Here is an 11,338-nt window from a genome sequence, read left to right on the forward strand (position 1 = left end):
AGGTGATCTCGCGCCCGAGCATGTCGGAGAGTTTGAAGTTGGCCCCTTGCAAGGCGCTGCCAAAAGGCAAAAGGGCGTCGGGGGTTTGCAAGACCAGGCGGTACTCAAACAAGGCGTTGATGGCCTCGTGGCCCGACAGCTGCAGGGGCACCAGGGCCGGGCGGCCGCCGACCTCGGGAATGGCCGGGCTGGTGAGGGTGAGGGCGCGTTCGGAGGAAAAGAGTTGTTGGGGCATTTTTTATCTCTGCATGAGCTTTTTTTATTGGCAGGCGCCCTGCACACGGCTCAGAGAAAGGACGGAGGCCTGCGGAACGCTGGGCAACAAAATGATTTGTTCTGCCTTGTAGTTTTTCCCCATCTGTTGTTCGCTGTAGGAGCCGTGGTACTTTTCTTCAGATGGTGCGTGAAGGCTCAACCCTTTGATAGCGCCATGAATCGTGTTTTGTTTGCTGACACGCCCAGCAAAGGTCATCGCACGCATTGATGGCCATGTGTTCTCCCGGATGGTTTTCAGGAAAAAACGGGTATTCATTTGTGCTCCTGTCTTGCGTCGCTATCTAGTAGCTGGTTTGAAGCCAGACTGTGGTGGCTTTCATTTTTAGGTTTTGAAACTCAGATGTAATTGATGTTGAGATATCGAGACGGTAGCTTGCCGACCGATTGCCATGCAGTGCGTATGCCACATCGGGTGAGTGAAGGGTCATGCCTGCATCTATGAGTTTTTGAGACTCATAAACCATGACGAACATTTTTTCAGGGTCGTCATTTAAAATTGGCGCTCCACCGGCTGGAGCAGCGCCTCGCATTTGTGTTGGATTGAACTTAAATAACTTGAAGAGATCGCTGGAAAGCAAATGGCGGTAAACCTTCATGGATTTGATTGGCTTACAGCCAAGGTTTTCTGTGCTTGCCATTACCCCACTTGCACGTGTAGCGCGGTTTGAACTTTTAAAGAGAAACGCCACGGAGGATGCTGAATGTGGATCGTTTTCTCTATTCAAGCTATAACACTGAGCGAAGAATCTTTCGCCCCCCTCCCCCCGGCTAAATTGATGCCCCGCTCCGAATTGAGCGTTTAGCTCGGCGCGGGTCGGTGGTGATTCCTGTAGATTAAATGGAGAGACGGTCAACAAGGCAGTCAGCGTCAATGGATTGGCGCAAGCTGCCAGATTGAAAGTGGCGCAAAAAAACCCAAGATAAATTGAAAATAATTTCATTTGACGAAATCCTCGGAAATAACCAGTTTCGCGCCGCCCTTTACTTTTGCGCCATCCTTGAAATTTCCGTTTTCGATCCCTTTTTGCTCGATGTGTTGATATATATTTTTTGTCATATCGCTGCTGCCAGTAACTTTGTTCGACGTTTTTCCAGATCCGGGCAGCAGGCAGCCTTCAGTGTCTTTGGCCGTATTGCCGACGTGTATCAGGATTGCGCGAGCATCTGGCACCACTGCATTTCTAAGTCGCAACGCCTTGGGAAATCGAGCGCCTTGATGCCAAACCAATTCGTATTCCCCTGCAGGTACCCTTTGCTGAAGACCTGACTTCGTCGTTGAGGGGCCTTTCTCCTCAAGCATGTAACCCCGAATACTTGTTCCTTCAATAAAAAACTCACCAATGGTCGATTCCGACGTTTGCCACTTCCTGGTCAGTCGAATCACAACAGCTGAAGAGTCGTCTTTTTCAAGGGATTCAAACTGCGTGTCTGAACTCTGGTTTTGAGGCGAGAGTGGGTTGGATGCAGACGTCGTATTCATCCCAACAGCAGTCTTGATGAATGAAGACGCCCCTTCTGCGCCGGAGCCACCTGAGCCGCCCGAACCGCCTCGGGTGGCGTTGGACGTGCCAATGAGGGTGCAGCCGCAGGCGGTCTTGTGCCCTTCCAGGGCGACGGGTATGCCGTTGACTTTGTAGCCGGAGTCGCCCTCGACAATGGGGTTGACGCCGTGTCCTTTGATGGGGCAACTGACCTGGTCACCCATGCGGGCGATCGGTTTGCCGTTGATGGCTTGAGTGGGGGAGCCGCTGATGACGGTGCCGCCGTGGTCGGTTTTGTCGCCGAGGACAATGATTTTTCGAGACATCAGCGGACCCCCCACAGGTCAAGTTTCAGGTTGGGAAAGCTTTTGCTCACATGCAAGCCGATGCCACCATGGTTTTGCAGGTGCTCCCAGTGCGCGCCTTGGGGCTCGAGCTGAAAGTAGACGTAGCCTGCGTTGAATGGGATTTGTCGGGGCGGGACAGGTAAGACCCGTAAACCGATGCCGGGCAGGTGCAGCCGAATGAGTTCGGGCAGACGGTCAGAGGGCGCCAACTTGCCGTGTGCTGCAAATTGCTGTGCGAGTTGGTCGCTCGGCATGTCGGCGGCCACAGCCAAGACGAGGTGACTGTAGCTTTTGATTTCGCTGGGGTCGACGCTGGCCAAATACATGCCTTGTGTCTTGGTTTGCAGCGGAATCGATTGGGCGCTGCGCACCAGCAAGTTGTTGAGCAGTTCGCGGGTGTCGTCTACCAGCGGTTTGAAGGTGTTGTAAGGGTCTGCGTGTTGGTAGACGGGCACCGGGTTGGCGCGCCGCGTGCTGACGCGAATGAAGGTGGACAACTCACCCGAGAGACAGCGGAGCAGGAGATAAGCTTGTTCGGGTGAGGTCTCTTTGACGCGCAGCAGGTGGTCGAGTTGGGGTTCGTAGCGGTTGAGGATTTGCAGCAAAAGAAAGTCGCTGACTTCAGAGGCCTGTGTACCGCCTTGGCCCGTGCTGCCGCTCAGGCGCTCGGCCAATTGGTCGAGACGTTGACGCAGGGTGCCGTGCAGTTGCGATATCCATTGGCTGAGCATTTCGCTGGCACCGTAGCGGTTGACCGGGGGGATGATGGCGACTTCGAGTTCTGCGCTGCCGTCTGATCGCAAGGCTGTGAGTTTGGCCACGGGCAATCCCAGCCAGGCGCTGGTGAGTTCTTTTTCGGGCACCAAGACCATGCGCAATTGGCCAAGCTGAATGCTTTTGAGGCCTTGACCGACCGAGTTGGCATCGCGGATTTCAGCGTCAAAGACGCTGTTGCGGGCGGTGCTGCCGGGGCTGTTTTCAAAGGCGGTTTCTTCGCCGTTGGGCACGCGAATGGCTAAGGCCAGGTGAACCGTTTGTCCAAGGTGTTCGGGTTTGAAGGTCAGCGGTGCTGGCGGTTGCGTTTGGCCAGGTATGTCAAAGGGCGTGCCATCGGCACAGACACCACTGGCCCGTGCCACGACCAATTTGCCCAATGTGAGTGATTCTGGGTCAATCCGAAGTTCGCTGAAGCCCCAAAAAAAGGGGCTCAGGGGCAGGCTGCGTTTGTGGGCAAATGTTTCCAAGTAGCGCTCTTGTTGTTGAAACAATTGCGGCCGTAAAAACAAGCCTTCGCTCCAGGTGACTTTGTTGGTCCAGGTCATGATGGTGGCCGTTTAGGGTGCAGGCACGATAACAATGCCGTGGGGTTGGAGTTGGATAAGCAGCTCGACTTTTTTGCCGGGCATCACTTTGCGAAGCCAGCTGGCGGTGGGTGCTTCAGGCAGCGGTTCGACCACGCGCCAGAGGCTGTTCATGTCGCGGTAGCCCGCCAAGATGCCGATGCTGGTGGCTTGGGGGTGGCTTTTGCGTTCGATGCGTTTTGTTTCGCCTGGTCGCAGGATCATTTCGACTTTGCTGAGCAGGTCTGAACCCAAGACAGATTTGTCGTTGGCATTGAGGCTGAAGTAGTCGGCTTCACTAAAGGTGTTGCTGTCCTTGAGCTCATAAACGCGCACTTTGACGGGCGAGGGGCGTCCGGTTTCGTCGGGGTTGCTTTGTGCAGCTGCTTCTACTTTCAAAAGCAGTTTGAAAGGTTCTTTGGCGTCTTGCGCCACAGCGCACGTGGCCACTCCCAAGCAAAAACCCAGCAGCCCACGCGCCATAACGCTTGTCAAATAGGTGTTCATGAAAATTTTGAAAATCAAGGCAACAAAAGGCGGCCGAACAGTGATCCGGCCGCCGAGGCTTACAACTTCAAGGGCACAGAAGGCTGAAGATCAGGCTTCTTTGTTGAGTTTGATGTCGTAACCTGCTGTTACGGCACCGCCAGAGCCGCCTTGCTGGTTTTGGACGGTGTACTCTTGCTTGACTTTGGCAAAGGACATGCTGATCCTTTCTTTGATGCGCTCTTCTTCATTGCTGCCCATGGGGTGGACGTTGGTGATGACGACATCGGTCATGGTGATCTTGAGGTACTCCAGTGGGCTGCCGCCGGCTTTGCGCACCACCAGTTTGGCTTCGGGGATGTGTTTGCCAGTCAAGCAAAACTTCATCAAGTTGGGGCTGGAGCGGTCAACGAAATGCAAGAAGTTCAGGTCTTTGACGGTGGCTTTGCCGGAGCCGCCGCCAGAGCCCATGTGCATATTGGAGTCTTGCAAAATTTGCCAGTCCCAGCTCAGGATTTCAATTTCATTTTTGTGAGCAGCGTCCATGCTTTCGCCGTCGATACCGTTGATTTTGAGAAAAATGTCTTGTGCCATGTGATAGCTCCTAGAAAGATAAAAAAGTTTGTGGTTGAGTTGGTGGGGTTTGATCAGGCGGCAGCTTTGACCGATGGCAACTTGGCCACGAGTCGCAGGCTGACCGTCAGGCCTTCCAGTTGGAAGTGGGGTCGCAAGAAAAACTTGGCGCTGTAGTAGCCGGGGTTGCCTTCGATCTCGTCTACGACGACTTCAGCAGCAGCCAGCGGGCGACGGGCTTTGGTTTCTTGGCTTGAGTTGGCGGGGTCTGCATCGACGTAGTGCATGATCCATTCGTTGAGCCAACGCTGCATGTCTTCGCGCTCTTTGAAGGCGCCAATCTTGTCGCGAACGATGGACTTGAGGTAGTGTGCAAACCGGGTGCTGGCAAACAAGTAGGGCAGGCGCGCAGACAGGTTGGCGTTGGCCGTGGCGTCTGGGTCCATGTACTCTTGCGGCTTTTGCAAGGATTGCGCGCCGATGAAGGTGGCATGGTCTGACCCTTTGCGGTGCACCAAGGGGATGAAACCTGCTTTGGCCAATTCGGCCTCGCGTCGGTCAGAGATCGCGATTTCGGTGGGGCATTTCATGTCAAAGCCGCCGTCATCGGTGGGGAAGGTGTGGCAGGGCAAGTTTTCAACCGTGCCGCCCGATTCCACCCCACGGATCATGGTGCACCAGCCGTAGAGTTTGAAGCTGCGGTTGATGTTGACCGCCATGGCATAGGCAGCGTTGTTCCACACGTAGCTTTTGTGGTCGGCACCTTGTGTGTCTTCCTCAAAGTTGAATTCGTCCACGGGGTTGGTTTTTGCGCCGTAAGGTAAGCGGGCCAAAAAGCGTGGCATGGCCAAGCCTATATAACGCGCGTCTTCGGTCTCGCGCAAGGAGTTCCAGGCTGCGTGTTCGAGGTTGCCTGTGATCTTGGCCAAATCGCGCGGGTTGGCGAGCTCTTGCCATGAGTCCATTTGCAAGTTGCTGGGGGCCGCACCAGCAATGAACGGCGCGTGCGATGCGGCAGCGATCTTGGCCATGGAGCCGAGTAATTCCACATCGGGTGGGGTGTGGTCAAAGTAGTAGTCGGCTACCAAGCACCCGTAAGGTTCGCCGCCGAGTTGACCGTACTCTTCTTCGTACAGGCGTTTGAACAGCGGGCTTTGGTCCCATGCCACCCCTTTGTAGCGGCGCATGGTGCGACGCAATTCTGATTTGCTGATGTCCATGAAGCGGATCTTCAGCATTTCGTCGGTTTCGGTGTTTGAGACCAGGTGGTCCAGTCCGCGCCAGGCTGATTCGAGGCTTTGAAAGTCTTCGTGGTGAAGAATCAGGTTGACCTGTTCGCTGAGTTTGAAGTCGATCTCGGCAATGATGGCTTCGATGCTGGCGTAGGCATCGTCGCTCATGGTGACCGTATTGCTCAGCGCTTGTTGCGCCAAGGTGCGGACAGCGGCTTCGACGGCGTCGCGCTGTTCGTCCCCTTTGGGTTTGAATTCACGGTCCAGCAGTTGAGTGAATGCCGTTGGATCAGCAAACTGGTGGGCTTGCTCTTGTGATGCCAAATTTTGTGCCATGGTGGCTCCCTGTTGATTGGTGTTGCGGTTTTAGGCTTCGACAGCGGCGTCGGCCTTGGCGGACGATGCGAGTGTCTTCATCAGTGCTGGATCGGCCAACAATTTGCGCACGAGGTCTTCGGCACCCGCTTTGCCGTCCATATAGGTTTGCAGGTTGGCCAATTCGGTGCGGGCGTCCAGCAGTTGTTTCAGCGCGTCTACTTTGCGTGCCACGGCGGCAGGCGAAAAGTCGTCCATGCTTTCAAAGGTGATGTCCACCATCACATGACCAGTTCCGGTCAAGGTGTTGGGCACACTGAAGGCGACGCGGGGTGCGATCGCTTTCATGCGTTCATCGAAGTTGTCGATGTCGATTTCCAGAAACTTGCGTTCTGAAACTTCTGGCAAGGGCTCGACGGGCTTGCCCGACAAGTCAGCCAGAACGCCCATCACAAAGGGGAGTTCGATTTTCTTTTCACTGCCATAGATTTCCACATCGTATTCAATCTGAACACGTGGCGCGCGGTTGCGCGCTATGAATTTCTGGCTGCTGTTGTTTGCGCTCATGGTTGTCCTTCAGCAAAGTTTTGAAGTGGCGCCGATCACCACATCGGCAGGGATAGGGCAGCAGAGCTGCCCGTGGTGTTTTGGAGAGTCGGCCATGGCTGGCTGACTCGGATTCAGGGTTTGGGTCTTGCTTGCTCCACGGTGTAGCCCGCTGTGTCTGACCAAGTCAGCACAATGTGTGGGGCCAAGTTGCGTTGTTGCATGCCTTCGAGCCAATAGGTCGATAGAACAGGTAAGACTTGCCGCTCGATGTGCTGAGCAATGCGCCGCCCGCCGATCTCCAGTGCCCCAGCGGCTTGGCCGATGTTTGCCCTGGCCATGTCAGAAAACGTCAAGAGAATTTGGTGCTGGTGCTGCATGCGGGCGCTTACTTTTTTGACCTGCAATTCAACGATTTCGGCGATGACATCGAGGGAAAGTGGCGCATAGGGCACGATGCTTGTGCGGCCTAAAAATGCTGCTGGAAAGACTTCACGCAGGGCGGGTTGCAAAGCGTCTGTGAGCGCTTGGGCATTGGGGCGTAAGTCGGGGTCTTCGTGCAGTTGCATCACCAGTTCTGAGCCGGTGTTGCTGGTGAGCAAGATCAGGGTGTTTCTGAAGTCAATGCGTTGGCCCTCGCCATCTTCCATCCAGCCTTTGTCGAAGACTTGGTAGAAGAGTTCGTGGACATCGGAGTGAGCTTTCTCAATTTCATCGAGCAACACCACGCTGTGTGGTTTTCGCCGTACAGCTTCGGTCAAAATGCCGCCTTCGCCATAGCCAACGTAGCCTGGCGGTGAGCCTTTGATGGTGGAGACGGTGTGCGGCTCCTGGAACTCGCTCATATTGAGCGTGATCAGGTTGTGCTCGCCGCCATAAACGGTTTCGGCCAGTGCCAGTGCCGTTTCTGTTTTGCCCACACCGGAGGGGCCAATGAGCATGAAAACCCCAATGGGTTTTTGCGGATCGGTCAGGCCCGATTTGGCAATTTGTACGCGCTGGGCAATGGCGCGCAGTGCGTCCGTTTGGCCTTTGACCCGTTGGCTCAGCGCAGCCTCCAATTGCAAGATGGCTTGCAGGTCACTGGTGAGCATTTTCCCAATGGGTATGCCTGTCCAATCGGCCACCACGCTGGCGACGACCGCTGCATTGACTTGGGCATGTACCAGTGGGTCGTCGCCCTGTTGCGTTTGCAGTTGCTTTTGCAAATCGCTTGCGTACGCTGGCGGTGTCGATGGCGCGGCTTCTCCTTCACCCTGTGCGGGGTCGTTAGACCAGGCTTTTTGCAGGTTTTGAACTTGTGTTTTTTCGTTTTCCCAGCGTGTGGTGAGGTCTGATTTTTCAGTTGCCAAAGTTTCCAGTTGCGCTGTCAACTCGTCAATTTGGGTGCTGTGATCGGGGTTGCGTTTTTGATCTTGCAGGCGGAGCTTTAAGTGCGATTGGACTTCATCCATGCGTGCTTGGCATCGCTGTAAGGCTGCTGGCATGCTGTGTTGCGACATGGCCACCCGAGCGCATGCCGTGTCCAACAAGCTGATGGCTTTGTCTGGCAGTTGGCGTGCGGGAATGTAGCGGTGCGAAAAGTCGACGGCGGCTTCTACCGCCGAGTTGTCTATGACCACCCCATGGTGTTGGGTAAAGGCATCGACCAAGGATCGCAACATGGCTTTGGCTGCGGCAATGTGTGGCTCTTGGACTTGCAAAACCTGAAAGCGCCGCGTCAAGGCCGGGTCTTTTTCAATGTGTTTCTTGAACTCGGTCCATGTCGTGGCACCAATGGTGCGCAAACTGCCCCGAGCCAGAGCGGGCTTGAGTAAGTTCGCGGCATCGCCCGTGCCTGCTTGACCACCTGCCCCCACAAGGGTGTGAACCTCGTCGATGAAGAGGATCACGGGTGTTTCGCTGTCTTGCGCTTCTTTGAGCAATTGTTTGAGGCGAGCTTCGAACTCGCCGCGCATGCTGGCACCCGCCAACAGTGCACCCACATCGAGTGAAAGCAAGCGCACCTTGTGCAGCGCTGGCGGGGCGTTGCGTTGGGCAATGGCCAAAGCCAAGCCCTCGACGACGGCGGTTTTGCCGACACCGGCCTCGCCTGTCAGCAAGGGGTTGTTTTGTCGACGCCGTAACAAAATGTCGATCATGGTGCGAATCTCGTGTTCGCGCCCAATGACCGCATCGAGTTTTCCGTTGCGCGCCTGTTCGGTCAGGTCGGCACAGTAGCGGTGTAGCGCATCGCCCGCCTCTTGAGGCGCAGCCATGGCCAGAGAGGCCTCGCCAGGCATGGCCGAGGGCAAGTCGTTGTCGTCGTGCGCTGTTTCGGTTTGTTCACTTGATCCCTTGAGCAAGGGTGCCCAATCGGACTTGTCCAGAGGGGGTGTTATTTTGAGCAGTGAGGGCGATACAGACCGCAAAGCCAAGCGCAAACTGGTGTCGCTCAACATGGCCACTAAAAGCCATGCGCTGCGTATTTTTCGGTCGCCAAAGACCAAGCTGGCTTGAATCCAGGCTTTTTCGGTGGCCAGCATGGTTTGATGACCAAAGTCGATCAGACCGTGCGTGCTGTGGGGTTGACATTCGCAGGCGTTGCGCAGTTCTTGCTCTATTTGCCCACCATCCAATTTGTAGTGTGCGGCAATGACATGAAGGTCGTTGTTTGAAATTTGCCAAAAATGCCAAAGCCAATGGCAGATTTCGATGTGCGAGTGGTTTTTTAATTTTGCATAAGCCGTGGCCGATTCCATGGCTTTGAACAATGACAAATTGAGTTTGCCAAAAAGGGCGCGTCGAGGGATGTTCATGGACCTGGCCCTTCCATTCAGGCCGATTGCGTCGTGCGCGGCTTGTTTTTGTGGTGCGCGCAGCGCGCCGATGTGTGACGGTGAAACAGGCCTGCCAAAATTTTCGAAGTGCTCATCATGTAAATCAAAGTATTCGTTAGAGGCGGCATTAAATCATTATTAAATACTTTTTGGGCAAAATAAGTGACTAAATTTTCAAAGTATCATAGGCGTGGCAAAAAGTATCATCTGCTGATACTTTGCTCAAAAACACCGTATTTTTGGGGGGCAAAAAAGCCCGCTGTGAACCCATTGGGGGTCACAGGTGTGGCGAGCACAGCGGCTTTTAACGAGCCAAACCGCCTTGACCGCTTGGGTTTGGGCTAAGGATTTGGGGGGCTCGGATGGCGTTCATGCTTGAGCCAAGGCTTGCCCTCCGGCTGGGCTTGGCTTGCCGTCTCAGTGAGGCACGGGCCACTCTAGGCCTTGGGTGTGCCAGTCAGTCAGTGGATGGCTGAGGCGCGGCATTGTCGCCGCCGAACGAGGTCGATCTTGCAAGTGGTGGTGCAGACGCGTCTTGCGCCATGCGGGTGAGGTCTTGCATGAATTGCGGGATCCAAGTTCGCGCTGCAATGCAGACGGAAACGGGCGAGCGCTCCAAAATAGGCAGGTGTGAGTCGGCGCGGGATTGGTCCACGTATTCTTGCGCGATCATTTCAAGCCGGAAACGCAGGCGTTCTTGGGATTCTTTGGAAAGTCGCACGTTGATGATGCGCAAAATTTCGCCGTCGCCGTCAAAAGGGTCGTTGAAGAATTCTTCACTCATGCCTTGGACCATGCGCATGATCGGACCGTTGTTGATCCAGGCAAAATTGCTCGACACCAATAATTTGTACCTTTCTGGGTCGATGAGTTCGATAAAACCCATGCTGTCCAAGTGCTCGAGCAAGGCCAGTCCTTCTGTGGGCGTGATGCTCAGGTGCTCCCACATGGTTTTGACGGGCCAGTGGTTCAAGGCGCAAATGGCCATCATCAGCAGGTGTTTGTTGCTGGCAAACTCTTTTTCTTGCGCTGGGGACAGCCGCGTGATCAGTTTTCTTTGTTTTGGACTGGTGTGAAAGAGGTCAGCAAACTCGATTTGCAAAAGCGTGCAAATTTGCTCAAGGCGGTGAAGGCTGCAGTCAGAGGTGGCAAAAATACGTTTGATGGTCACCTCGGAAGCGTTCAGACTTTGGGCCAGATCTCTGTAAGTCATGTCTCGCGCTTTGAGGTGGGCTTTGAGGGCATTGACGACAAACAATTTGGACATGGAGAAAAGCCTGAACAAAAAACAACCGGAACCGCATTACCAAGCTCACGGGTAAGGTTAAAAAGACAGGCCTTGTCAAAAAACAAAGGCCCGTCAACTGAATCCTTTAATAGTAACTGCAATTGTGCACCCCGTTTGTCACCGGTTGGCACCCACGTCAGTGACCCTGGGTTTTTAGGCCGGGCCAAGCTTAAGACGTCGATAAAAACGGGTAATCGGTGTACCCCTCGTCGCCCCCGCCGTAAAACGTCGCGCGGTCTGGGGTGTTGAAAGGGCCGGCTTGGCGCAAACGAGCGGCCAGGTCGGGGTTGGCGATGAAGGGTCTGCCAAACGCGATCAGGTCGGCACCGCTGGCCAGGGATTGTTCGGCCAAGGCCAGGTCGTAGCCGTTGTTCAGCATCCAAGCGCCTTGCCCGCCGGCTTGGGTGTAGGCCTGTCGCAGGGCTGGGTAGTCAAAGGGCTTGTCGCCTTGTTGGTGGTCGCGCGCAGCGCCGGTAGCGCCTTCGATGAGGTGCACGAAAGCCAAATTCATGGGTGCCAGGCAGCGCACCACGTGTTCGAACAAGGCCTGGGCTTGCTCGTCGCTGACGCCGTTGGCGGGCGTGACCGGCGACAGGCGAATGCCGGTGCGGGGGCCACCAATTTGGGCCACGATG

Annotated in this window: 11 protein-coding genes and 1 pseudogene; all 12 read right to left on the reverse strand. The window is 55.2% G+C overall.

All coding sequences use genetic code 11. The annotated features are described in order from the left end of the window. Positions 1 to 235, reverse strand: a 235-nt coding sequence (locus ACIQ39_RS15865) for a hypothetical protein (protein WP_396435575.1), incomplete at its 3' end; no start/stop codon positions are given. Between the two features lie 24 nt (positions 236 to 259). After that, positions 260 to 532: a hypothetical protein gene (locus ACIQ39_RS15870; protein WP_396435576.1), complete on the reverse strand. Its 273-nt coding sequence runs from the start codon at positions 530 to 532 to the stop codon at positions 260 to 262. A gap of 25 nt (positions 533 to 557) precedes the next feature. After that, complete coding sequence (locus tag ACIQ39_RS15875; RefSeq protein ID WP_396435577.1) at positions 558 to 1,217, reverse strand: hypothetical protein; 660 nt, start codon at positions 1,215 to 1,217, stop codon at positions 558 to 560. Beyond that, entirely contained in the window at positions 1,214 to 2,083 is an 870-nt protein-coding gene (locus tag ACIQ39_RS15880; protein ID WP_396435578.1) for a DUF5675 family protein, read from the reverse strand. The genes ACIQ39_RS15875 and ACIQ39_RS15880 overlap by 4 nt, the downstream gene beginning before the upstream one ends. Further along, positions 2,083 to 3,426 carry a type VI secretion system baseplate subunit TssK gene (tssK, locus tag ACIQ39_RS15885; protein ID WP_396435579.1) on the reverse strand — a complete coding sequence of 448 codons (1,344 nt, stop codon included), beginning with the start codon at positions 3,424 to 3,426 and terminating at the stop codon, positions 2,083 to 2,085. The genes ACIQ39_RS15880 and tssK overlap by 1 nt, the downstream gene beginning before the upstream one ends. A 12-nt stretch (positions 3,427 to 3,438) precedes the next feature. Further along, positions 3,439 to 3,951 (reverse strand): type VI secretion system lipoprotein TssJ, encoded by a 513-nt coding sequence (gene tssJ / locus ACIQ39_RS15890; protein ID WP_396435580.1) that lies wholly within the window; start codon positions 3,949 to 3,951, stop codon positions 3,439 to 3,441. 90 nt (positions 3,952 to 4,041) lie between these two features. Then, positions 4,042 to 4,524 carry an Hcp family type VI secretion system effector gene (locus ACIQ39_RS15895; RefSeq protein WP_396435581.1) on the reverse strand — a complete coding sequence of 161 codons (483 nt, stop codon included), beginning with the start codon at positions 4,522 to 4,524 and terminating at the stop codon, positions 4,042 to 4,044. Positions 4,525 to 4,577: 53 nt separating this feature from the next. Beyond that, positions 4,578 to 6,071 (reverse strand): type VI secretion system contractile sheath large subunit, encoded by a 1,494-nt coding sequence (gene tssC, locus ACIQ39_RS15900; protein ID WP_396435582.1) that lies wholly within the window; start codon positions 6,069 to 6,071, stop codon positions 4,578 to 4,580. Positions 6,072 to 6,101: 30 nt separating this feature from the next. Continuing rightward, positions 6,102 to 6,617, reverse strand: coding sequence for a type VI secretion system contractile sheath small subunit (gene tssB / locus ACIQ39_RS15905; RefSeq protein WP_396435583.1), 516 nt, complete (start codon positions 6,615 to 6,617; stop codon positions 6,102 to 6,104). Between the two features lie 113 nt (positions 6,618 to 6,730). Further along, a complete protein-coding gene (tssH, locus tag ACIQ39_RS15910; RefSeq protein WP_396435584.1) occupies positions 6,731 to 9,394 on the reverse strand; it encodes a type VI secretion system ATPase TssH in 2,664 nt (887 codons plus the stop codon). Positions 9,395 to 9,872: 478 nt separating this feature from the next. Beyond that, on the reverse strand, positions 9,873 to 10,682 hold the full coding sequence (locus ACIQ39_RS15915) for a helix-turn-helix domain-containing protein (RefSeq protein ID WP_396435585.1): 810 nt from the start codon (positions 10,680 to 10,682) through the stop codon (positions 9,873 to 9,875). Positions 10,683 to 10,872: 190 nt separating this feature from the next. Then, positions 10,873 to 11,338: pseudogene (locus ACIQ39_RS15920) on the reverse strand (alkene reductase); the annotation flags it as partial.

It is taken from the genome of Limnohabitans sp. (genome assembly GCF_044361645.1).
Lineage (GTDB): Bacteria > Pseudomonadota > Gammaproteobacteria > Burkholderiales > Burkholderiaceae_C > Limnohabitans_A.

Coding starts and splice junctions, on each gene's coding strand:
- ACIQ39_RS15870 (WP_396435576.1), bottom strand. CDS start 532: ATGAATACCCGTTTTTTCCTGAAAACCATCCGGGAGAACACATGGCCA.
- ACIQ39_RS15875 (WP_396435577.1), bottom strand. CDS start 1,217: ATGAAATTATTTTCAATTTATCTTGGGTTTTTTTGCGCCACTTTCAAT.
- ACIQ39_RS15880 (WP_396435578.1), bottom strand. CDS start 2,083: ATGTCTCGAAAAATCATTGTCCTCGGCGACAAAACCGACCACGGCGGC.
- tssK (WP_396435579.1), bottom strand. CDS start 3,426: ATGACCTGGACCAACAAAGTCACCTGGAGCGAAGGCTTGTTTTTACGG.
- tssJ (WP_396435580.1), bottom strand. CDS start 3,951: ATGAACACCTATTTGACAAGCGTTATGGCGCGTGGGCTGCTGGGTTTT.
- ACIQ39_RS15895 (WP_396435581.1), bottom strand. CDS start 4,524: ATGGCACAAGACATTTTTCTCAAAATCAACGGTATCGACGGCGAAAGC.
- tssC (WP_396435582.1), bottom strand. CDS start 6,071: ATGGCACAAAATTTGGCATCACAAGAGCAAGCCCACCAGTTTGCTGAT.
- tssB (WP_396435583.1), bottom strand. CDS start 6,617: ATGAGCGCAAACAACAGCAGCCAGAAATTCATAGCGCGCAACCGCGCG.
- tssH (WP_396435584.1), bottom strand. CDS start 9,394: ATGAACATCCCTCGACGCGCCCTTTTTGGCAAACTCAATTTGTCATTG.
- ACIQ39_RS15915 (WP_396435585.1), bottom strand. CDS start 10,682: ATGTCCAAATTGTTTGTCGTCAATGCCCTCAAAGCCCACCTCAAAGCG.